The sequence below is a fragment of the Pseudoleptotrichia sp. genome (assembly GCF_057270515.1).
In genome coordinates this window covers 213,978-236,792 of sequence record NZ_DBHIXS010000002.1, presented here as the reverse complement: position 1 = coordinate 236,792, position 22,815 = coordinate 213,978, and the positions used below count along the sequence as shown (strand labels likewise).

Below are 22,815 nucleotides of genomic sequence, written 5' to 3'. Positions count from 1 at the left end.
AATAAATTTATCGTATTCAGCTATTTTAATCATTTAATTTCAATACTGATAAAAATGCTTCCTGCGGTATTTCAACATTCCCAATAGCCTTCATACGTTTTTTCCCCTCTTTTTGTTTCTCCAACAGTTTTTTCTTACGTGTTATATCTCCTCCGTAACATTTAGCTAATACGTTTTTTCTAAGAGCTTTTATTGTTTCTCTTGCTATTATCTTTGTGCCGAGTGCTGCCTGTAAAGGTATTTCAAACTGCTGTCTCGGAATTACATCTTTCAGTTTTTCTACGATAGCTCTTCCTCTGTAATAGGCATTATCCCTATGAGCTATAAAAGAAAAGGCATCTACAGGATTACCGCTGACAAGAATATCGACTTTTACAAGGTCCGATTCCTTATAGCCTATCATTTCATATTCAAAAGAAGCATAACCTTTAGTTCTGGATTTCAATTTATCATAAAAATCTATTACTATTTCAGCCAGAGGCAAATCATAGCTAATCATTGTACGCGTATCATCCAGATAGTTCATATTGAGAAATATACCTCTTTTTTCCTGACACAGTTCCATAACATTTCCTACATAGTCCTTTGGCACTATTATAGTACCCTTGACATAAGGTTCTTCTATATATTTTTTTCCTGCCGGAAATTCTGCAGGATTGTCTATTATGAGCATATCACCGACTTCAGGAGTAACATGATACTGGACTGACGGTGCTGTAGATATAAGGTCAATGTTAAATTCTCTTCTTAGTCTTTCTACTATAATTTCCATATGAAGCAGTCCTAAAAATCCACATCTGAAACCAAATCCCAATGCCAATGACGTTTCAGGTGTATAAGTCAATGAAGCGTCATTCAGTTGTAATTTTTCAAGGGCTTCCCGCAAATCTTCATAATCATCGGTAGATATAGGATAAACTCCCGCAAATACCATACTTAGTGCGGGTCTATATCCTGCAAGAGGTATATTCGTAGGGTTTTTAACATGCGTTATAGTATCTCCTACCTGGGTATCTTTTATGGACTTTATCCCTGTAATTATATAGCCTACAGAACCTACAGCGAGTTCTTCCGTTTCTTTCATTTTAGGAGAAAAAATCCCTATTTCGAGTACATCAAATTCTTTTTCTGTGGACATAATTTTGATTTTATCCCCTTTGGAAATTTTTCCTTCGACTATTCTTATATATGTAATTACTCCTCTAAAATCATCATAATGTGAATCAAATATCAAAGCCTTCAAGGGGCTATCAATATTACCTTTAGGTTCAGGAATATATTGTATTATTGCCTCCAATAAATCTTCTATTCCGATACCCGTCTTTCCCGATACAAGGACTGCATTATCCGAAGGAAGACCTATAACATCTTCTATTTCCAATTTTACTTTATCAGGATCGGCAGACGGCAAATCAATCTTATTTATAACAGGCAATATTTCCAAATCATTTTCAAGAGCAAGATAGACATTTGCCAGCGTTTGTGCTTCTATTCCCTGAGCAGCATCCACGACTAACAAAGCTCCGTCACATGCAGCTAAAGACCTTGAAACTTCATAAATAAAATCCACGTGTCCCGGTGTATCTATCAAATTTAATTCATATATTTCGCCATTTTTTGATTTATAATTAAGAGTTACCGCTTGAGCTTTTATCGTTATTCCTTTTTCACGCTCCAGATCCATACTGTCAAGCAACTGGTCTTTCATCTCTCGTTGAGTAACCGTACCTGTTACTTCCAGCAGTCTATCGGCAATCGTTGATTTCCCATGATCTATATGTGCTATTATAGAAAAATTACGTTTATTTTTTTGATTCAGCATTCAAAATACTCCTTTGATTTTAACTATTTGCTTTACTAAATATTATATAATAAGTAACGATATATTTCAAGTTGCTTTTTTTGGAAAAATCCTTTATAATACTTAAAATCAGTGAGAGGAGAAATTTAATGTTTAAAGAATTTAAAGAATTTATTTCCAAAGGGAATGTTATGGATTTGGCGGTTGGAGTTATTATAGGAGGTGCATTCGGTAAAATAGTAACTTCATTAGTTGATGATATGATTATGCCTATTTTAGGAATTATATTGGGAAAAATCAATTTTACAGCTCTCAAACTTGTTATTACTCCTGCTGAAGGTGATAAACCTGAAGTGGCTGTGTTATATGGCAGCTTTATTCAAAATGTTGTTAATTTCTTAATAATGGCTTTTGTTATTTTCTTAATGGTAAAAGCTGTCAATAAATTAAGAAAACCCGCTAAAAAAGTAGAAGAAATTATTGAAGAAATTCCTACAAAAGAAGAAACATTATTAACTGAAATAAGAGATATACTAAAAAATAAATAAATTCAGAATATAAATAAATTCAAAATTGGTTTCCCGAATATTTTGTTTTTATAATCTAAGTGTTTCGGGAGATGAAATATTTTTACTTAATATAAAATATATTCTAAAAAATTAAAACTAATAAAAAAAAGAGGGTGTCTTATAAGCCCAAAATAATTTTACTAATATAGATATTGTATATTTTTAAAAATCAAAATACATTATTTTTATTGATTTTATATAAATAGTAAAATATATAAAATTTATAATTTAGTAATTTTATTTACCTTATAAGACAGCCTCTTTTTTATATGTAATTTTTTCTAAAATAATTTATTCAAATTTTATCCCCTGTTCCAGTGCAGCAAATATGCATCCGCAGTAACATTGCCTATAAACATCATATTCCTTGCACATTTCTACCGAACGACTGTATCCATTATTTTTTTTGAAATCTGATGGCAAATATTTTACATCAAAAATTTCCTGAATTTCAAGTCCTATATGATTTATAAGTTCGCTATTTTTATGAGGGCTTAACGTCAATGCACTCCCAAAATAATCATATCCCAATTCCTGTGCTTTTCCTGCAACTATGTCAAGACGCATCTGAAAACAGACAGTACATCTTGCACCGCCCTCTTTTTCCCTTTCAAGTCCTTTTACTTTTTTATAAAAATCTACAGGTTTGTATTCATCCTCTATAAATCTGACATTATTGCCTGTTTTTGCATTAAATTTTTCTATAAATTCTTTTTGGACTAAAGCTCTTTTTCTATATTCCGCTTCAGGATGTATATTGGAATTTGCAAATAATATAGCTACATCTGCAAACTCCGTCAAAAATTCCAGCGTATATGTACTACATGGAGCACAACAGCTATGAAGTAAAATTTTGGGTCTTAAATTCTTGTTTTTCCAATCAGTTATAAGTTTTGTCAATACTGTATGATAATTGATTTTCTGATTTGGATTCATTCTGTTTAAAATATCTTTCGCGTCTTTTATATCTTCTTCTAACAATTATACTCCTTTATTATATCAATATATCCTCTTTTAAACATTTCAAGGATACATAAAGTTAATATTTTAATGATATTATCTGTTAATACTGTTATACTCTTCCAAAGCTTTTTTCAATATTTTCATTCCATTTTCTATTTCAGTCAAATTATGAGTACAGAAAGAAAATCTTGCTTCTTTCATTCCTTTATCTTTTCCTGAATAAAATCCGGGTCCCGGTGCAAACATCAATGTTTGATTTTTATATCTGTATTCTGTAAGTAACCATAATACAAACTTTTCTATATCGTCAACAGGAAGTTCTGCAAATATATAAAATGCACTGTCAGGCTTAAATGAAATTACTCCAGGCATATCTCTTAAATGATTATACATCAAATCTCTTCTTACTTTATATTCAAGTCTCACATTATCAATATATGTATCCAGTGTATTTATTAAATTCGTACTTGCAAACTGTTCAATTGTGGAAACTGCAAGTCTTGCCTGACATAATTTCAGGGCCTGTGCTATAAACTCTTTATTTTTTGAAGCAACAACTCCTATTCTTGCTCCACATGCACTGTAATGTTTGGAAATACTGTCAATGAGTATTGTTCTGTCGCTGACTTCGGGTACTGTCATAAATGACCTGTATTCAATATCATCGTCATATATGAACTGTCTGTATACCTCGTCAGTAATTATATAAAGATCGTGTTCCAGAGCAATTTCTTTTATAATATCCATTTCTTTATGAGTAAATACAATTCCTGTCGGATTACTCGGATTTGAAAACATTATCGCCTTTGTTTTCGGTGTAATAAGCTTTACTATTTCTTCTTTTTCAGGTAAATGATAATTATTTTGAATAGTTGTTTTAATAGGTATTAGTACCGCACCGGCAGCCTTTAAAAAACTGTCATAATTGGAATAATAAGGTTCAGGTACTAAGACTTCATCTCCCGGATTACATATAGTTTGTAAAGTTATCTGAATAGCCTCACTTCCACCGTTAGTTATAAGCATATCCCCGGGAAAAATATTCATCCCTGACGCTATATAAGATTTTGAAAATGAATTTAGAAGTTCTGCAAGTCCTGCAGAATTTGCATATTTTACTATCTTCTCCTTATAATTATGCAGTCCGTCAAAAAACGTGTCAGGCGTCTGTACATCAGGCTGACCTATATGCAATTCATAAACTCTTACTCCATTTTTTTTAGCTGTATCTGCATACGGAACCAATTTTCTTATTGGCGAATATTGCATATTTAAAACTCTTTCCGAAAATTCCATTTTTTGTTAAATCCTTTCTGTAATATCTTTAATTTTATTATTTTATCTCTCAATTATTTATAATTTCTAATCATCTATATTTTCTAATTATTTATATTTTTCGTTTAATGCTTTTAATATTGAATAAGTTTCCAAATCCATTTTTCCGTCAAATAACTCAGGTCTGAAATGATACTGGAAAGCCTTTATTACATTCTGTGTCTGTTTATCCCATTGATTAGTTATATCAATAGCATATCCAAATTTTTTCAGTTCTTTCTGTATCTCGGAAACAGGCAATGTTGAAAAAGTTTGTATATATTGATTTTTAAAATCTTCTTTTACAGCTTCATCATACCACATTCCAAGATTATATTCCGTATACAGCATTTTCCACGGTAAAAGCGGACCTGGGTCCTGCTTTCTTTGGGGTGCAATATCCGAATGGCCTAAAATATTTGTAGGAGGTATTTCATACTTTTCAGATAAATACTTCAATAATACTGCCAGATTTTTGATTTGAAAATCTTTATAAGGAACAAATTCATCTACTTTTATATATCCGGGATTTACTATTTCTATACCTATCGAACTGTCATTGAGATTTTTAGAAGTTTTCCATTCACTAACTCCTGCATGCCATGCTCTTCTATCTTCATCAACCAACGCATAAACAGGATCTGTTTCCACATCGGATATTAAAAAATGAGAGCTAACTTCCTGAGTTGTCAAAACCTCAAGGGAACGATCTCTGTTTAATGCTGTATAATGAACTATTATAAATCTTTCTCTATTATTGTATCCTTTTGACCTGTATTCCTTATCCAAAGTTATTTTTCCCGCATCATTTTTTATTATTTCTTTTTTTGCGGTTTTTGTTTCTGCGGGAGGTTTTTGAATATTTTTTGATACATCTTTATTATGAGAATAGCCCGCATTTGATAAACAGAATACTAAACATAAAAATAATAGTTTTTTTACTCTTTTTTGCATTTTACGCCTCCTTCGGAATTTTATTCTTAACTGCCATTATATAGACTAAAGCCAATATAGCCATTATCATTTTTATAATCCCGTTTATGCCGGAATCAAAATCTACCCATATTAAAATTACAGTTACAATATTAAGTAGAGATATTATAATCAGGAATATATTTTTTGTATCAAACAAATAAAATATATTCATAATCGATGAAAAAATAAATACAAGTCTTATAACTCCAAATAAATATTCAATTACTATATTGCTGTTCAGCAAATCATTTACGTAAGGAGAACTTGTCAGAAAAATCCGACTCAATCCACATCCAATAAGTCCTGTCAGAAAAAACATTTCAACTGACTGTTTTCTTTCGGAAAGATTATTATCACTTATAGATTGAAATATAATCCCCCAAAATAAAACCTCGAACACAAATAATATAACCGTTGAAAAAAGAAGAACTATATTTGCATAATCTTTATTCACTGTTTTGTAAAATAGTAAATTGGACAAAAAATAACATAAAAATGCAAATATCATCATCGGTTTATTAATTACACTCTTCATAAATCACCTCTTTACTTTTTCCTAATCCACATAATCCAAAAATCTATTTACCCAGTCTATATACATAGGATTTTCCTCATTTAAAGTTTCCATATATGTATCATAGTTAACTTCGTCATTATATACGTTGAAAATAATAGGTACTAATAATCTTGATACTTTCGATTTAAATACGTCCCTTGAAATCATATTATATATAGACGGTTTTTGACATTTTAAAAGCTGACTGTTAGTTTTTCCTATTTCATACAAAAGAGCAACTAAATTAACTTTTTTAAATTCATTTTCTTTATCATCCAATACAACTTTTATTTGTTCAAATAATAATTTTTTGTATTTCCATGACTGATATTCCTTATATTCAGAGTTTCCTAACAGAAATTTTACTTTTGGAGAATAAAGCATCAAATTTTCGGAATTCGTTTCAGTAATTTCAAAATCTTTATCCATACATTCAAAAAAGTTATTGAATTTATTTATAATATCTTTCTGTATTTTATATAATTCTTCTTTTTTATAAGCAGTATCTATCAGTTTTATTTTCATTTCATTAGAACAGTCATATAGATAAACTTCCGTCTCATATAATTTCTCGTTATTTTCATCAACAGACTTTACTACATTTCCCGAGAGTACATAACTCAGATTAGGGTTCTGACTTTTTATCAGTTTCATATAATCCGTACTGTATCTTTTATTGGCAATTTTTAAATCGTAACCTTCATAAGCGATTGCCAGTTGATAGTTTAAATTTGTTTTATAATGTAATATTTCATTCAGATATAAAGGTATGGAAACAGCCAGATTTCTTGAAATCCTGTCATATTCTCCTATGGATGTAAAAGATAAAATAAGCAGATTGGGAGAAACTCTTTTCTTCTTGTTCAGCAACCATGTCGGATTATTAAATCCATAATACCAAATAGGCACATTAGTTGTAAAAAATCTTTCCTCGGTTCTTTCAATATAAAAATCATCTTCCAATTTCTGCTTGTCATATTTTATTTTCATATTTAAAAATATTTTTTCATAATTTATGAAAGTATCACAAAATTCAAACCATGGAAATTTTGATGTAAATTTACATAATTCCAGACCTTTTTCAAAATCTTCGGCTCTTTTATAATATTCCAGTATATTTATTGCGGTATACGCTCCATGATTTTCAGGATTGAAATGAGGAAGAATTTCATTTTCAAATTCTTCGAACAGGTTATTCATACCATAAACTCCGGATGCAATGGACATCACTTCCGAATCATATTCTGACTCTCTCAATGCAGTATTCAAAAGTTTTTTTCCTTTTTCAAGCTCTCCATTTTTAAAACATTTTACTGCGAGAGTAAGTTTAGCCCTCCATGTATCCTCGAGATGTGCAAATTCTTCCAATTTTGCATTATACTCTGCAATATTTCTTTTTTTGATAATATCAAAATATTTTTTGAAAGCATTAGCTGAATTAGGATTTAAATTTAATGCTTTCAAATAAAGCTTTTCAGCTTCTTCAAGATTGTCCTTTTTTTCAAGAACTTTCGCATAATTGGAATAAATCGCTTCCGACGGTTTTTCATAAAATGTATATTTTTTGTACAAATCTATCGCCTGATCGTATTCCCTGTTTTTTATATAATATATTCCTAAAATATTTGTTTTTCTTTCTTTGTTATTATCCAATGAATATATTCTAAGACAGGCATCTTTAGCTTCATAATAAACATTTTTTGAAAAAGAATCCAGTACAATTGAGTACAACTCTTCAACATCATCCCAATTTTTTTCAATGGACGGTTTTAAAACCTGATTTACCCATTCGGCTTTTGATATTTTCTGTTCTTTTCCAAATTCATCAAGATATGAAATTTCCTGATTTTCATTTAATAAATGGTCAGAAACTTCAGGCTTTGGCTCTTTTTTTTCAGATGAACGTTTAAATAAATTGAAGATACTCATCTTTCCTCCTAAATAACTATATATGACTATTTTTTCTTTCTCATTATATTATATTTTATCAATTTTCTTTATCATTTTCAAATAAATTATTTTTAGTTTCAAGTTTTTGAATATCATTGTCATCATCAGTATTATTATACTCTTTTAAATCCATATATTCAACATTTAAATAAATCACAGTAAATAATATTCCACAGTAAATATTGAAAATCATATCTATAAATATTCTGATACCAAGCAATATCCACAAAAATACAGTTGAAAAAGTAAACATATTCATAAATCCAAAAGACAAACCTATAAGTAATTGGAACACAATGATCACAATCCAGGGGAGTATTATTTTCATCCTATTTCCTTTGCATAAGTGTCTGTTATAGACAAAAGCCTCTCTCAATTTCACATTTCTTGAATAATATAGAGGAAAAAAATACAGTGTGGATAAAGTAACCCAAATCATACAGGAAATAGCAATCAGGAATATAACAATAAGAAAGATTGTGGAAAATATCTTAGCTGCTTCTCCACCTGAACGTAAAAAAATAACGGAAAACCCTGCTAAAAGTGCGATTAATAAAATAAAAGCTAAATACAACAGTGTAAATGCAACCCATAATTTAAAAGATTTTATTATTATATCTTTAAAGTTCAAATCAGTTTTATTTTCCACTTTCATAACAGTTTTTTTTATAAATATAATCCCTATTATATATATAAAAGAAGCGATTACTATTATCAAAGGACTTAACCATAATACTTCTTCAGGAATATATGAGTATCTTGATTGATTCATTATAATAAAAATATTTCCCATTTCTATTATTAAATAATTATAAGACAAAGATAATAAAAAATAAATTATAATAATCAATTTATTTTCCGAAATTAGTTTTTTAAATACTTCAAATGAAATATTAAAATGATCTTCCATTTTTAAATACTTTTCTGATAATTTTTCTTTTATTTCTTCCATATTATTCTCCTTTGTTTTGTATAAATTTTTTTAAAATTATATGATAAGTATATTCGTTTTTTCCTTTTTTCTTCTTTTTATAAAATTATATCATATTTTGAGTTTACATTAAATACTCAAATGAAATTTTAATTTTTATTTTTTTTAAAAAATGATATAATAATTTTTGGAGGTAGAAAAATGAAAAAAATGCTAAAAAAATCAATGATAATATTACTTTCATGTATCGCACTTAATTATTCGGCATTTGCAGAAAATATAAATGTAAATCCGAAAAAATCTCAGGAATATTCTTCCCTTTACACGGAAGCTATGAATTCCGCTTATTCTACAGTAGATACCGTATCTGTTTCAAATAATTTTGCTACTACTATAGAAAATGCTTCTCCATTCACAGGAAAACTGATAGAATATAATAAAAATTCTGAAATAAAATCTGTCAAAAACTTCAAGAACGGGCTTTATGACGGAAAAGTATATTATTACTATGACAATGGAAATTTGTCAAAAATATCTGAATACAGTCAGGGAGTACAAACAGGTGAAGAAATAGAATTTTATTCCGACGGTATTTCAAAATCAATTAAAAATTATAAAAATGGATTGCTAAACGGGCTTTCCTACGAATTTGACCTTATCGGTGTTCTGACATCCGTTACAAATTATACAAATAATAAAAAAGACGGACAGGAGCTTATAGTTTTAAATGGTGTCGTTTCCCTGAAAAATAATTATACTAATGGAATATTGAACGGATTATCTACTTCTTATTATCCTGACGGAACTTTAAGGTCTACAGGTCAATATGTAAATAATTTAAGAAATGGAGAATGGATATGGAAATATCCTGACGGAACTGTGAAACTTGTAGAAAATTATTCAAATGGAAAAGTCAACGGAAATATTACAGGTTATTATCCTGACGGAAATAAAGAACGGGTATTTCAAGTAACCAATGGAAACGGAAATTTTACTCAATATTATGACAACGGAAAATTAAAAGCAAAAGGATCAATTATAAATTATTCCAATGCAGGAGACTGGGTATTTTATGATAAAAACGGAAACCCTGTTTCATCAGGAGAAGTTATTTATTAATAAAAAAATCAATTTCATTTTATGATATTACCAAAAAACTATATCTCATAATATAAAATAATATATGAAATAATTTTGTTTGCAAAAGAAATAAAGAACACTTCTATTATATTACTATTCATATGCAATAGAAATATTTATACAGAACGAAAATATTATATACAAAATTATATAAAATATAAAAAACTTTCAGAAATTATTATAAAATCTGAAAGTTTTATTTTTTTATTTAATAATTGAACTACATTTTAAAGTTACCCTGTTCTCCTGCATTAGCTTTATTGATCAGGAAATTTACTAATTGTTTGAATTCCGATAATGCTCCTGAATCTTTAACTCCGCCGACAGAATTTACATCCTGCGAGCTTACCAGACTTCTTGTCATTGAAAAACTTGTTTCTCTGAAACTTTCTCCAAATCTTGATTTATATTTTTCATTTTCCTTTTGATCTACTGTCATTAATTCCCCTGAGCTGTTTTTTCTGTCGTACTGTACACCAATAATTCTACTTCCTTTTACTGTCAATTTTGCAAATGCTTTCCAATTCCCGTCATGATTTTTTTCAACATAATATATTCCGTCTTTTAATGCCGAAAACGTCATAATGGACATTAAAAACATCAATAATAATATTATTTTTTTCATTATTATCCCTCCTTTAAAAACGAAATTAAAATAATTTCCTTTTTTCTTCATCTGTATTTTATAATATTTTTCGTTAAAATACAAGTCTTTTTTTAGTTTTATTTAGATAATTTTTCCAAAAGTAGAGATTTTGTCAGTTTATAAAGAAATATCAAAAGTAATAAAGGCATTATTATATATGATAATAATGTGATACCTATTATTACCGGAGTAAAATCAGCCAAGTCTTTTGAAACGTTGCTTATTTCCTGACCGAGATTGGAAAATTTATTTTTTGTACTTTCTATCTGACCGGGAATATTAAATATATTTTTTGATTGTTCCATTACAAATAAATCGTCTTTTACTTTATTCAACTTATCCAAGCTTTGATTTAATCTTACTACGGCAGGTTCTTTATATTCTTTTTCAAAATAATCTGACATTGCGGAACTAAGTAATATAGTTCCCGGCAATAAAATATAAATAAACGTTAGCCCTAATAAAGTATATTTCGATATTTTTTTCAATGCTTCCGTAACCATATTTTTTGAAAAGGTATACGGCAAATAAGTTACTAAAGATATAAATATCAATATTGAAGCAAGTTTCATTTTAAATATTTCGTAATATATCGTTTCCAATTTTAAAACTACAACACTCGCAAGAGATATTTTCCAGAGTATATCTATTATATCATATATAGGCTGAACCAAATCTCCTATCTGGATATTCATTCCTAATATTACATTGACATTTACCGTACTTCCTTCTATCACATCTGTCGTGCCTTTCAGAAGAGATAATGTTATAAATAATTTTTTAGACTCTTCATATGCTCTTTCCAAATAAGGCTTTGTCATATTTTTGAAAAAATTAAAAATTGTAAATTCAAATATTTTATTCATTATTCCCAATATACATAGCAAAATCCCTACAATTACTATTATTCTTATTATTTTATCTTTATTCATTTTGAACAAATTTATCACCTCATACAACTCAATTTTAATAATTTATTATTCTTTGTTATTTTCAAGCTATTCTATTTCAAGTAATTTCCTTATTACATAAGAAGCTATCACAAGTCCTGCCGTTCCAGGTACAAAAGCATTACTTCCGGGAGTAACTTTCCTTGGTAATTCATTATTTTCTCTAAATTCTGTAGGCTTTTCAAAAGAGTAATTATCAGACTTATCAGGTACAATCGCTTTTTCTTTTGAATAAACTACAGGTATATTTCTTATATTTTTTTTTCTTAATATACTTCTTATTGTTCTTGCCATTGGGCATACGGACGTATTTTCAATAGTAGAAATTTCAACCATTTCAGGATGCATTTTATTTCCAAATCCCATGGAAGAAACAATATTTATATCATTTTTATAACAATATTCCACTATTTCAATTTTTGAAGAAATTACATCTACTGCATCTACTACAAAATTATACTTCTGATTACCTCCCAAAAATCTTTCAATATTTTTATATGCCAATTCTTTTATAAGAGTAACATTACATTCAGGATTAATATCCAGAATTCTTTTTTTCATTATTTCCGCTTTGGACATTCCTACCGTACTATGTAGTGCATGGAGCTGCCTGTTTATATTTGACTCGGAAATCTCATCATAATCAACTATAGTTATATTTCCCACTCCTGATCTCACAAGAGCCTCTACAGTATAAGAACCTACACCTCCTATTCCAAAAATTATTATATTTGAATTTTTTAATTTTTCTATTGCATTATCACCAACCAGCATTGAAAAACGTGAAAACAGATGTTTCATTTTATGCTCCTCTTTTTTGATTTTTAAATTTGATCGGAAAAATATTTTTCCAGTATTTCAAAAATTCTTTTTTAATATACTCAATTTAATATAATCGGGGAAAATAATTGACCCAACGTATTATATCATAAAATTATTAAAAAAAGGAGATATTCTCAAAAACAGAAAATCTCCTTTCTTATTTATCTATTGACTGTTATTTCCCTTAATATAATTATATTATTCAAAAATCTGACTGTCAGGAAAACTTTTATATTATTTCTTTTTTTAATTTTTATAATTTATTAAAAGTAACATCTTATTCTTCCGTTGTTTCAATAGTCTGTGTCTGAACAGGAACTCCCTGTTCAAAATTATTTTTGTAATCATTCAGTTTTTGAATTACTGCTCCCAGTCTTTCGTTAAACATTCTTGTTGCTGAAGATTTTATACTTTCCTTGTCAATAGTATAAAGAACAACTGTTTCATTTTTGCTTGTAGACCATGAACCTTTTCTTCGAGCATTTACAGAAACTTCTTTTGCAATTTCATTTGCAAATTCTCTCATTTTTGAAGAATTGAAACCCGGTCCGCTTACTAACGAACTGTTTAAATATCCGTTTAAAATCTCGTAAGCATAATCCTTTGCACCTGTCTGTACACCCGCTTTTGCATCTTTATCAGCTTTTTCAATGGAGTCTGCTCCGGTTCCCTTAATTTTGGAAACTGCCGCTATTTCAGTATCAAGGTTGTACTGACCGAAAACGAGATTTTTAATTTCCTTATTTGTCAAAAAAGAAGCAATTTTGTTATTTAATACCTGTGCTGAAAAACTGTTTATTGAAAGTGCTATCATTATTAAGATTATCGTTTTTTTCATATTTCCTCCTATATATTAACCAATGTTTTTGATTATACTGATTTAATTATACTATTTTTATCTTTAAATATCATTTGATTTTTTATGTTATTTTATTTTATCCGCAGGATAGACAACTCCTATTTTTTTCCTTGCTTCATCCATTATTTTCATAACTTTTTTCATCAGAGTAAAATTATTTACAGGCGATTCTATTTTTCTTTCATTGTATAAATCAATAAAATGTTTTAATTCATAGTACATACTGTTTTCTTTTCTCGGTAATGTCAAATCGGTTTTTTCATTATTATTTTTTCTGTCTATAAAATAAAGCCTGTCCATTTCAGAGATATGTTCTATGAGAAAAGAACCGTCCTCTCCCATAATCTCACTGGGAACATAAGAATTTGAAATTTTTGAGAAAAACACAGTTATATCCATATCTTTATAATTCATATTGATAATTCCCTGACCGTCAATTCCTTTTCCATTTTCAAGAACTAATCCTGTAGCGTTAATACTTTCAGGTATATCAAATAATGAAAGTACGAAAAATAACGGATAAATTCCTATATCCATTAATGAACCATTGGAAAATTCACGTTTAAAAGCATTTTTTATATCCCCTTTTTTATAATCCTCATATCTGGATGAATGCTGACAATATTCCGCTACCACTCTTCTAATTTTTCCTATTTTATGCAGATTTTCCTTTAAAGCACTATAAGTAGGAATAAAAGGAATTTTCATAGCTTCCATATAAAGTGTATTATTTTCTTCGGCTGTCTTTATTACTTCCTCAAGTTCCCTTAAATTTGATGTGGCAGGCTTTTCACATAAAACTGCTTTTTTATTTTTCAAAAACAATATACTCTGCTCACTATGAAAGGAATTTGGTGAAGCAATATATACTGCATCAATCTTATCACTTTCCGCCATTTTCTGCAAATCTGTAAATGTATTTTCTACTCCATATTTATCCGCAAATGCTTTAGCTGTATCTTCATTTCTTGAATAAACTGCTGTAAGTTGAAAATCTTCCGTATCTTTCCCTGCGTCTATCAGTTTATCGGTTATCCAGTTTGTTCCTATTATTCCAAATCTCATAAAATTCACACCCTTTTTTTAATATCCTATTCTATTATATTACTTTCTTTTATATAATTGTAACATAAATTTATCAAAATGTCTTTTAATTATCATATTTCTTATGATATAATTAAATAAATTTTTATAGTAGCAAGGAGGGATATTTATTATTAAAGAAAATAGTAACTGGAAAAATAAAGTATTTCTGTTTTTATTCAGTCAGACAATATCTACTTTAGGTTCATCAGTAGTTAATTTTGCTATATTATGGTACATAACATTTAAATATTCCTCAGGAACTTTTATTACCGTTCTGGTTCTTTGTACTTTTATTCCCCAAATTTTGATTTCTCTTTTTGCAGGAGTCTGGGCAGACAAATATAATAAAAAACTCATAATAATATTCTCTGACAGCTTTATTGCCCTTGCAACTTTTTTAATTGTATTATTTTTTCTTGCAGGAAATAAATCACTGATTATAATTTACGCAGCAACAGTAGTCCGTTCTACAGGAAGTGGCATACAAACTCCTGCTATTTCAGCAGTAATCCCTGAAATTACACCGGAAGAAAAATTAATGAAAATAAACGGAATTAATAATACAATAAATTCTATAGTGTCGTTACTTTCTCCTGCCATTGGTGGAATAATTTTAGGAAGCTTCGGAATAATCTATGCCATGATGTTTGATATTATCACCGCTATAATCGGTATAGGAATAATGAGTTTTTTTAAACTTCCCAAAAATATTGTTAAAAAAGAAATAAAAGAAAGCGAATTTTCTCAACTTATAGTAGGAATAAAATACGTAAAAAATAATATTATTATAAATAAAATGTTGAAATTTTTTATAGCTATTTATATTGTATTTACTCCCGTTGCATTTTTATATCCTCTCCTTGTTAAACGTACTTTCGGAAATGATTTGTGGAAAATGACGATGACTGAAATCGTATGGTCTTTAGGTATGGTTACAGGAGGATTTATAGTTTCATTCACTAAAAATATAAAAAATAAAATCCGGTTGTTTCTTATTATCTATTTTATTTTAGGAATTGATTTTTTTCTGTTCGGTGCAATAACTGAATTTAAAACTCTGTTATTCACTTTGTTTATAGGCGGAATATTTATTATAATAGGTGATACTGCCGAAACAACATTTATTCAGGAAAATACTGATACTGAAATGATGGGACGTGTTTTTTCAATGATTAATATGATAAGAGTATCTATATATCCCGTTTCTATATTATTTTTCGGTCCTCTTTCAGATAAAATAGAAATAAAATATCTGATTTGCGGAACGTCTGTTTTACTTTCATTACTTGCAGTTTCAAAACTTTTTAATAAAGAATTTATGAAAATGGGGAAAAAAGAAAAGCTGTCCTGAAAAAAATCAAAACAGCTTTTTTATTTATTTATATTCTCTAAATAAAATATTCGAATTTTACATAATAAAATAGTATTTGCATACCCTTTATCCTTACATCTCCACAACAGTATATTCAAATTCCATAGATTTTAAAAATTTCAACATATCTGAAATTGAAAAAAATATTGTCTTTGTATTATCATTCGGATGAAAACTTATTCTATTTTCTTTTAATATTTTGGTATCCAGATATAGTTTTACATCTTTTTCGTGATTATTTATAAGTCCAAAAATTGAAACAACTCCCGGTTGTAACCCCATTTTTTCGGACAAATCTTTTTCAGAACCGAATTTTATCCTTTTAGCACCTACAATTTCTTTAAATTTATTCATATCCAGTTTATCTCTATCATCCATAATCAATAAGTAATATGCTGTTTTTTTGTCATTTGTAAGAAAAAGGGATTTACTCAATACTCCTTCGATACCTTCTACATATTTATCAGCTTCTTCGGTAGTTGTTGCAGCGGGATGTTCAATAATTTCAAAAGGAATATTTAATTTATTCAGCTCTGAATAAACTTTTTCACATTCTTTCATTTTTTACCTCCGCTTTCAGCTTTTAATTATATATTTTTTAAAAACTGCCAATAAAATCTTTTTATGAAAATTATCATTGACAGTTTTTAAATTTATTATCTTAAATCTAAATAATTTAACTGAAATAATACTTTATTAATAATATAAAATTTCAAACTATTTCAAAGCTTTTAACAGTTCAACTACATAATCATAAACTCTTCCTGTAGAAGCAATATCAAGATATTCTTCAGGAGTGTGGACATCTCTCATATCAGGGCCTAAACTCACAAAATCAATATTTGGATAATTGTGATATATAGCACCGCATTCCAGCCCTGCGTGGATTACTTCCACTTTCATATCTTTTCCAAACAGCTTTTTCCAGACTTCTACTGCTTTATCTCTCAAAGCTGATATCGGTCGATATTTCCATTCAGGATATTTGGCGGAAAATTCATAACCCGCATTATATTTTTCAGCAATTTTTACTATTTTTTCTTTAATTTCATCTAATACATGAGGCTCCGAACTTCTCATAGATGTAGCTATTCTTATAATATTTTCCTCTGTAGTAACTATTGCAAGATTATCTGAAGATTCCACTATTTCAGAATATTCTTTCATATAACTGTGCACTCCCGTAGGAATTTCATCAATTAGACCGATATATTTTGTAAGAACTTCTTTTTCCATAACTTCATTTACAGGTGAAAGTTCCTCAAAAAATAACTCCGTTTGCGGCTCTTTTTTTATATAGAACTCTTTTACTTCTTTTAAGACCTTTTCTATTGTTTCTTTTATATTTTCAGATGAAGCAATCACAGCTTCTGCAACTCTTGGAATTGCATTATCCTTACTTCCTCCTGAAACAGATACCATATATATATCGGCTTTTTCATTTAAAGTTTTTAAAATTTTATTCATCGCCTTATTGGAATTTTCTCTGCCTTTATGAATTTCAGCACCTGAATGTCCTCCTGCAAATCCTTGTAATTTTATCTTATATGCAAATTCTTTTTTCATTTTTGTTCTTTTTAGAGGTAATAAAACATCAATATTTTCTCCTCCTGCTGACCCTACAGTAAGTATTCCTTCATCTTCAGAATCAAGATTAATAAGCATTTCTCCTTTTAATACTCCAGGTTTTAGAGCCATAGCTCCTCCTAAATCTATTTCTTCCGAAGTGGTAATCAAAAATTCCAAAGGACCATGCTGAAGCTTGTCGTTTTCTGCAATAGCAAGCATCATCGCCACTGCAATACCATTATCTGCTCCCAGTGTGGTTTTATTGGCCTTTAAATAATTTCGGTCCACTATGAGGTCGATAGGGTCTTTTGTAAAGTCGTGATCGCTGTCTTCCGTTTTTTCGCATACCATATCCATATGCCCCTGTAAAATAATCCCGGGAGCATTTTCATAACCTACACTCGCTTTTTTGCGTAATACCACATTGTAAACTTCATCCTGATAACATTCAAGATTATGTTCTTTCCCAAATTTAACGAGATAATCACTAATTTCTTTTTCTTTGTATGAATCTCTCGGTATTTTTGATATTTCCTCAAAATAGTAAAATACTCTTTCAGGTTTTATATTTTCCAATTTTCTCATATTTTCGTACCTCCTGTATTCTTATATTTAAATCATTGTATTAATAACCATCATAACTGCCGAACAAGCTGCTATTATTCCAAACAGTGGCCAAACAAATTTCAGCCATTTATCAAAAGTAACTTCCGCCATTTCAAGAAATACTAAAACCATTCCTGTAGGAGTGATAAAGGACATTAATCCCTGACCCCAGTTATATGCATTGATTACAATCTCCCTTGATACTCCTGCCGTATCTGCGAGAGGTGCCATAATAGGCATAGACAGCACTGCCAGTCCTGATGACGACTGGATAAAGAAACCTAATACTGAAAAAATACCGAACTGGAATAATGCAAATGAAGTATGGCTCATATTGGAAACAAGATGACTTGAATAATAAAGCAAAGTATCGGATATAAATCCGTTATCCATTATAATATTTACCGCTCTTGCCAGTCCTACTATCAGGGCTACTCCTACAAGTTCAGCCGAACCGTTTATAAAGGCACCGATAGATTCTTTTTCAGGTAAATCCGATATAAACATAATTATTACAGCTACTACCAGAAACAATGCCGACATTTCGGAAAACCACCACTCGGCAACGGAAACTCCCCATATCATAATAGGAAATGCCAAACCGAATATAGTTAGAGAGAGTTTTTTTCTCAATGTAAATTCAGACTGAAGGCTTTTTTCAAAGTGTCCCAAAAATTTTTCACGAATTTCTGCATCCTGTTCATAAACAACTGATTTTGTTCTGTCTTTTCTCACTTTTTGAGTATATCTATAAATATAGAATATTGATATTGTAGAAGCTAAAACAAGGCATATTATACGGAATGTCAGTCCTTCTGTAAAGGATATTCCCGCAGCATTGGACGCAATAACCGTAGAAAACGGATTGACCGTAGAAAACATAGTTCCTATAGTTGAGCCTAAGGAAATCGCCGCAATACAAGTCATAGCGTCAAATCCGCTTGCCAGAAATATTGGCATTAAAATAGGATAAAATGCTATTGTTTCTTCTGACATTCCGAAAGTTGTTCCGCCTAATGCTATCAAAGTAAATATGAGAAATACGAGTACAAATTCTCTTCCTTTAGTTTTTTTTGAAAGAGCTGCAATTCCTGCATCAAAAGCACCCATTTTATTTATTACTCCTATAAGTCCTCCTAAAATTAGGACAAATATTACAATATCGACAGAATCGGCTACTCCTGTAACAGGAGATTTTATAATTTCAATTATTCCCTGAGGGCTTTGCTGTATTCTCTTGTAAGTTCCGGGAATAGCCATAGGTTTTTTTATTTTCTCTTCGGTAAATTTATCTAGGGAAACATTTATTTTCAATCTATCCAGAACTTCCTGCGTGGCAGGTTCTGTCGTAACTTTTTCCTCCTGATCCGTTATTATAAATTCATTTCCTGCTTTGTCATAAGACAGCTTGGAAAATCTCCCTGACGGTATTACATAAGTCAGCCCGGCAGCTAAAAGCAATATAATGACTAATACCGTATACGCCGAGGGAAACTCAAATTTTTTCTTTTTCACGTAAATCACTCCTTAAATATTTATTTCAATTTTTTATAAACTTTATCGTTTTTTCCAAAATATCCCTTTGTAATTTATATGTTATAAGTTTCATAGCTTCGTCATAATTGCACCATTTATAATCTTCAATTTCGTATTTATCTATTCTTACTTCTTCATTTTCTGCAATTCCTGCAAAGATAACTACTTTTTTTAAAGTTGTTTTATCAGGTACATATTTTATGACTTCCTTAAAACCGTCTAACAGTCTAATTTTGAGTCCCGTTTCTTCTTTCACTTCTCTAATTGCCGTTTCAATTTCAGTTTCGTTATTTTCCACATGCCCTTTAGCAAATCCCCAGTTTCCGTTATACATTTTTACAATCAGAAATTTTTCTCTACTGCTGTTCAATATAATTGCACCGCATGATTTCTCACATTTGGCGTCTTTAAAAACATTATATTTTTCACTTAAATATTTTAATATCTCTTCTTTTTCATTTTTTAGATTATTGTCTAAAATTTTATCATATATGTCATTTTTGATTTCTCCAATACTTTTTGGATCAAAAGTCATATTTATCAAATCCACACCCGTAATATCCATATCTTTTATATCAAGTATCCCGCCTTCATCTTTTATATCCTGAACCCTTTTTTTCAAGGTTTTTAAAAGGTTCTGACTTTCATATTTTGACTTGTTTTTTTTAGACAAAATATCTGCATTAAATAGATTAAATAACCTATCAATATTCTTATCTCCCAAACCTATAATGAGTTTTTTAATTTCTTTGTCAGTCGGTGTCTGATACACAAGCATATGATTTAATATTATTTTTTTTACTGAATTTACAATATCATTTGACGCCCTGAACTCTCTTAAGAAGTTTTCAGCTATAAATGCACTCGCTTTTTCATGCCCATAATAATAAAATTTACCTTTAGCATCAATAGTTTTTGTAGTTATTTTTCCTAAATCGTGAAATAAAGCTGAAAATCTCGTAATCAAATCATATTCACATAAACCTGTAACTTCAAGGATATGGTCAAACAGTATATCTTTCTGATACGAATTATTTTGGTCAAAATCATAAGCATAATCAAATTCAGGAATAATCATCTCCAGTACATTTAAATCTCTCATCATTTTAAAGGCTCTTTTCATATAAGGACCTAAAAGAATTTTACTCAGTTCCTCAAAAATCCTTTCCCTTGATATTTTATTTAAAAATTTTTTTCTTGAACGAATAGCTTCTGCTGTTTTTTTATCAAGCTTAAAACCAAGTTGTGAAATAAATCTGAATGCTCTCATTATTCTTAGTGCATCTTCTTCTATTCTTCTCTTTGGATTTCCTACAAATTTTATTACTCTGTTTTCAATATCTTTCTTTCCTTCAAATAAATCAATTAGTCCTGTATTTTCATTATATGCCATTGCATTCATCGTGAAATCTCTTCTTGATAAATCATCATCTATTGTTTGAACAAATTTGATACTCTTAGGATGTCTGCTGTTTAATATTCCGCTTTCTTTCCTAAATTTTGCAATCTCATAATTTTTATTATTTACTTTTATTATTAATATTCCAAAACTTGCTCCGACTTCTTTGGGCAAATAATCCGCAAATATATTTTTTAATTTCTCATAATCAATATCAGTCGCAAAATCATAATCATCGGGTTCCTTTCCGGACAATAAATCCCTTACTGCTCCTCCTACAAGAAAGCCCGTTCCGTTTTTATTCAATTTTTCCAATATAAATTTTACATCGCTGTTTAATTTAAATTGCATACTGATATTTTTCCTTTCTTACTCTTTTTTACTGCAAATTATTACTCATTTTTCTTAATTTTGCTATATAAAATCCGTCATTATACATATTTTTATGAGTTATATATATTCCTCCAAACTCATCTTTTCGTGTATCTATATTTTCAGGAATGATAATCTCCTCAACCGATAAATCACTATATTTTTCAAGAAAATATTTGAGATTATTAGTGTTTTCATTAATTGAAAAGGTACAAGTACTATATAATATAACCCCATTTTCTTTTAATGAGCCGTATGCACTGTCAAATATCTTTTTCTGTAATTTCTTCAGTTCTTTAATTTTTTCTGATGTCAGGTCATATATTTTTTCAGGTTTCTTTCTCAATACTCCCAATCCGCTGCAAGGTACATCAAGTAATATTTTATCAAATTTCATATTCAAATTTTCTATCTTTGTAGCATCATTTTTATAGACTTCAAAATTGGAAAATCCATAATTTACTTTTATATCTTCCAGCAGTTTTACTTTATGCTCATAAATATCTGTAGCTATTAAAAGCTTCGGATTAAAATCCTGTAATATTGCCAACGATTTTCCGCCGGGAGCCGCACAGGCATCAAGTACAGTATCATCTTCCTTTATATTTAGATTTTTTACTGCCAGATATGAGGATAAATCCTGTATCACGATATTTCCTTTTTTATATTCCTCTGTTTCAAATATATTGGAATTTGACAGGTAATACACATTATCCATATAAAACAGTATTTCGGATTTTATTTCCGATAATATTTTTTCAAATTTATCTTTTGACAATTTTTTCTTATTATATCTTACGGATAAATAACTTCTCGTTTTATAAGATTTCATTATATCAACATAATTTTCAGGATAATCCGTTTTCAGTTTATTTACAAGCCATTGAGGATAAGAATAAATAATTCCGTCCTTTTTGTCCAATGGAATTTTTTCAGTAATATCATCTTTATTTTTCAGAATTGTCTGTAATGTTGCATTTACAAAACCTGACTGATGTTTATTAATTATTTTTGCAATTTCTACTGCTTCATATATGACCCCTGCACTGTCAGTTCCCGTAAAAAATAACTGGACTACTGATATTCTAAGTAACTGTCTGATTTTTCTTTTTTGAATATTTTTTACGGTCTGACTTATCAGATAATCAATATATATGAGATTTTTCAATGTAACATTTATTATATTTGTTATAAAAGTTTTTTCCTTTTTTAGATAGCTCTTTGTCTTGAAATAATAATTTAGCTGAATATTGCTATATTTTCCGTTCATAATTTCATCCAATAAATTTATAATATCAATCTTTATATTATTTTTTATATTATTTTCTGATTTTTTCAAAATTATTTTATCTGAAAAATTATCAGACTTTCTTTTTTTATCCATATTATTCAATATTCT

Annotated in this window: 20 protein-coding genes; 3 read left to right on the top strand and 17 right to left on the bottom strand. The window is 29.1% G+C overall.

The genetic code is table 11. From position 1 onward, the window contains the following. Positions 1 to 25: 25 nt before the first annotated feature. Positions 26 to 1,822: a translation elongation factor 4 gene (lepA, locus tag ACO5J6_RS02810; protein WP_485641927.1), complete on the bottom strand. Its 1,797-nt coding sequence runs from the start codon at positions 1,820 to 1,822 to the stop codon at positions 26 to 28. Between the two features lie 128 nt (positions 1,823 to 1,950). On the opposite strand from lepA, the gene mscL reads away from it, so the two are divergent. Beyond that, a complete protein-coding gene (gene mscL / locus ACO5J6_RS02805; RefSeq protein ID WP_485641925.1) occupies positions 1,951 to 2,349 on the top strand; it encodes a large-conductance mechanosensitive channel protein MscL in 399 nt (132 codons plus the stop codon). Between the two features lie 312 nt (positions 2,350 to 2,661). On the opposite strand, the gene ACO5J6_RS02800 is transcribed toward mscL, so the two are convergent. The 6 genes from ACO5J6_RS02800 to ACO5J6_RS02775 form a co-directional block, all read right to left on the bottom strand. Then, a complete protein-coding gene (locus tag ACO5J6_RS02800; RefSeq protein WP_485642010.1) occupies positions 2,662 to 3,306 on the bottom strand; it encodes an epoxyqueuosine reductase QueH in 645 nt (214 codons plus the stop codon). A 120-nt stretch (positions 3,307 to 3,426) separates the two neighbouring features. Beyond that, complete coding sequence (locus tag ACO5J6_RS02795) at positions 3,427 to 4,629, bottom strand: pyridoxal phosphate-dependent aminotransferase (protein ID WP_485641924.1); 1,203 nt, start codon at positions 4,627 to 4,629, stop codon at positions 3,427 to 3,429. 87 nt (positions 4,630 to 4,716) lie between these two features. After that, on the bottom strand, positions 4,717 to 5,601 hold the full coding sequence (locus ACO5J6_RS02790) for an N-acetylmuramoyl-L-alanine amidase (protein WP_485641922.1): 885 nt from the start codon (positions 5,599 to 5,601) through the stop codon (positions 4,717 to 4,719). A 1-nt stretch (position 5,602) separates the two neighbouring features. Then, positions 5,603 to 6,157 carry a hypothetical protein gene (locus ACO5J6_RS02785; RefSeq protein ID WP_485641920.1) on the bottom strand — a complete coding sequence of 185 codons (555 nt, stop codon included), beginning with the start codon at positions 6,155 to 6,157 and terminating at the stop codon, positions 5,603 to 5,605. 21 nt (positions 6,158 to 6,178) lie between these two features. After that, the gene (locus ACO5J6_RS02780) at positions 6,179 to 8,107 is read right to left on the bottom strand and encodes a tetratricopeptide repeat protein (RefSeq protein ID WP_485641918.1); all 1,929 of its coding nucleotides are present in this window, start codon (positions 8,105 to 8,107) and stop codon (positions 6,179 to 6,181) included. 58 nt (positions 8,108 to 8,165) lie between these two features. Continuing rightward, positions 8,166 to 9,080 (bottom strand): hypothetical protein, encoded by a 915-nt coding sequence (locus ACO5J6_RS02775; protein ID WP_485641917.1) that lies wholly within the window; start codon positions 9,078 to 9,080, stop codon positions 8,166 to 8,168. Between the two features lie 180 nt (positions 9,081 to 9,260). Here ACO5J6_RS02775 and ACO5J6_RS02770 point away from each other — a divergent pair, with 180 nt between their 5' ends. After that, positions 9,261 to 10,178, top strand: coding sequence for a toxin-antitoxin system YwqK family antitoxin (locus ACO5J6_RS02770; RefSeq protein ID WP_485641915.1), 918 nt, complete (start codon positions 9,261 to 9,263; stop codon positions 10,176 to 10,178). Positions 10,179 to 10,419: 241 nt separating this feature from the next. Here the strand turns inward: ACO5J6_RS02770 and ACO5J6_RS02765 are convergent, their stop codons facing one another. From ACO5J6_RS02765 to ACO5J6_RS02745, 5 genes are all read right to left on the bottom strand, one after another. Next, positions 10,420 to 10,824, bottom strand: coding sequence for a pheromone cAD1 o protein (locus ACO5J6_RS02765; protein ID WP_485641913.1), 405 nt, complete (start codon positions 10,822 to 10,824; stop codon positions 10,420 to 10,422). A 98-nt stretch (positions 10,825 to 10,922) separates the two neighbouring features. Then, a complete protein-coding gene (locus ACO5J6_RS02760) occupies positions 10,923 to 11,777 on the bottom strand; it encodes a hypothetical protein (protein ID WP_485641912.1) in 855 nt (284 codons plus the stop codon). Between the two features lie 66 nt (positions 11,778 to 11,843). After that, entirely contained in the window at positions 11,844 to 12,596 is a 753-nt protein-coding gene (locus ACO5J6_RS02755) for a tRNA threonylcarbamoyladenosine dehydratase (protein ID WP_485641911.1), read from the bottom strand. A gap of 298 nt (positions 12,597 to 12,894) precedes the next feature. After that, positions 12,895 to 13,455, bottom strand: coding sequence for a hypothetical protein (locus ACO5J6_RS02750; protein WP_485641909.1), 561 nt, complete (start codon positions 13,453 to 13,455; stop codon positions 12,895 to 12,897). A gap of 87 nt (positions 13,456 to 13,542) precedes the next feature. Next, positions 13,543 to 14,541 (bottom strand): Gfo/Idh/MocA family protein, encoded by a 999-nt coding sequence (locus ACO5J6_RS02745; protein ID WP_485641908.1) that lies wholly within the window; start codon positions 14,539 to 14,541, stop codon positions 13,543 to 13,545. A 142-nt stretch (positions 14,542 to 14,683) separates the two neighbouring features. Here ACO5J6_RS02745 and ACO5J6_RS02740 point away from each other — a divergent pair, with 142 nt between their 5' ends. Next, a complete protein-coding gene (locus tag ACO5J6_RS02740; protein ID WP_485642008.1) occupies positions 14,684 to 15,913 on the top strand; it encodes an MFS transporter in 1,230 nt (409 codons plus the stop codon). A gap of 93 nt (positions 15,914 to 16,006) precedes the next feature. On the opposite strand, the gene ACO5J6_RS02735 is transcribed toward ACO5J6_RS02740, so the two are convergent. From ACO5J6_RS02735 to rsmB, 5 genes are all read right to left on the bottom strand, one after another. After that, entirely contained in the window at positions 16,007 to 16,495 is a 489-nt protein-coding gene (locus ACO5J6_RS02735; RefSeq protein ID WP_485641907.1) for a prolyl-tRNA synthetase associated domain-containing protein, read from the bottom strand. A 156-nt stretch (positions 16,496 to 16,651) separates the two neighbouring features. Beyond that, positions 16,652 to 18,088, bottom strand: a complete 1,437-nt coding sequence (locus ACO5J6_RS02730; protein WP_485641905.1) for an aminoacyl-histidine dipeptidase — start codon at positions 18,086 to 18,088, stop codon at positions 16,652 to 16,654. 27 nt (positions 18,089 to 18,115) lie between these two features. Next, the gene (locus ACO5J6_RS02725; protein WP_485641903.1) at positions 18,116 to 19,624 is read right to left on the bottom strand and encodes a YfcC family protein; all 1,509 of its coding nucleotides are present in this window, start codon (positions 19,622 to 19,624) and stop codon (positions 18,116 to 18,118) included. 25 nt (positions 19,625 to 19,649) lie between these two features. Beyond that, positions 19,650 to 21,395, bottom strand: coding sequence for a tRNA nucleotidyltransferase/poly(A) polymerase-related protein (locus tag ACO5J6_RS02720; RefSeq protein ID WP_485641902.1), 1,746 nt, complete (start codon positions 21,393 to 21,395; stop codon positions 19,650 to 19,652). Between the two features lie 28 nt (positions 21,396 to 21,423). Continuing rightward, the gene (gene rsmB / locus ACO5J6_RS02715) at positions 21,424 to 22,800 is read right to left on the bottom strand and encodes a 16S rRNA (cytosine(967)-C(5))-methyltransferase RsmB (RefSeq protein WP_485642007.1); all 1,377 of its coding nucleotides are present in this window, start codon (positions 22,798 to 22,800) and stop codon (positions 21,424 to 21,426) included. Positions 22,801 to 22,815 lie beyond the last annotated feature (15 nt).

Excerpts from the sequence above, each read along its gene's own strand:
- ACO5J6_RS02755 (WP_485641911.1), bottom strand. The coding sequence starts at position 12,596 with ATGAAACATCTGTTTTCACGTTTTTCAATGCTGGTTGGTGATAATGCA.
- mscL (WP_485641925.1), top strand. The coding sequence starts at position 1,951 with ATGTTTAAAGAATTTAAAGAATTTATTTCCAAAGGGAATGTTATGGAT.
- ACO5J6_RS02795 (WP_485641924.1), bottom strand. The coding sequence starts at position 4,629 with ATGGAATTTTCGGAAAGAGTTTTAAATATGCAATATTCGCCAATAAGA.
- ACO5J6_RS02800 (WP_485642010.1), bottom strand. The coding sequence starts at position 3,306 with ATGAATCCAAATCAGAAAATCAATTATCATACAGTATTGACAAAACTT.
- rsmB (WP_485642007.1), bottom strand. The coding sequence starts at position 22,800 with ATGGATAAAAAAAGAAAGTCTGATAATTTTTCAGATAAAATAATTTTG.
- ACO5J6_RS02720 (WP_485641902.1), bottom strand. The coding sequence starts at position 21,395 with ATGCAATTTAAATTAAACAGCGATGTAAAATTTATATTGGAAAAATTG.
- ACO5J6_RS02790 (WP_485641922.1), bottom strand. The coding sequence starts at position 5,601 with ATGCAAAAAAGAGTAAAAAAACTATTATTTTTATGTTTAGTATTCTGT.
- ACO5J6_RS02775 (WP_485641917.1), bottom strand. The coding sequence starts at position 9,080 with ATGGAAGAAATAAAAGAAAAATTATCAGAAAAGTATTTAAAAATGGAA.
- lepA (WP_485641927.1), bottom strand. The coding sequence starts at position 1,822 with ATGCTGAATCAAAAAAATAAACGTAATTTTTCTATAATAGCACATATA.
- ACO5J6_RS02735 (WP_485641907.1), bottom strand. The coding sequence starts at position 16,495 with ATGAAAGAATGTGAAAAAGTTTATTCAGAGCTGAATAAATTAAATATT.
- ACO5J6_RS02785 (WP_485641920.1), bottom strand. The coding sequence starts at position 6,157 with ATGAAGAGTGTAATTAATAAACCGATGATGATATTTGCATTTTTATGT.
- ACO5J6_RS02730 (WP_485641905.1), bottom strand. The coding sequence starts at position 18,088 with ATGAGAAAATTGGAAAATATAAAACCTGAAAGAGTATTTTACTATTTT.
- ACO5J6_RS02780 (WP_485641918.1), bottom strand. The coding sequence starts at position 8,107 with ATGAGTATCTTCAATTTATTTAAACGTTCATCTGAAAAAAAAGAGCCA.
- ACO5J6_RS02770 (WP_485641915.1), top strand. The coding sequence starts at position 9,261 with ATGAAAAAAATGCTAAAAAAATCAATGATAATATTACTTTCATGTATC.
- ACO5J6_RS02760 (WP_485641912.1), bottom strand. The coding sequence starts at position 11,777 with ATGAATAAAGATAAAATAATAAGAATAATAGTAATTGTAGGGATTTTG.
- ACO5J6_RS02750 (WP_485641909.1), bottom strand. The coding sequence starts at position 13,455 with ATGAAAAAAACGATAATCTTAATAATGATAGCACTTTCAATAAACAGT.
- ACO5J6_RS02765 (WP_485641913.1), bottom strand. The coding sequence starts at position 10,824 with ATGAAAAAAATAATATTATTATTGATGTTTTTAATGTCCATTATGACG.
- ACO5J6_RS02745 (WP_485641908.1), bottom strand. The coding sequence starts at position 14,541 with ATGAGATTTGGAATAATAGGAACAAACTGGATAACCGATAAACTGATA.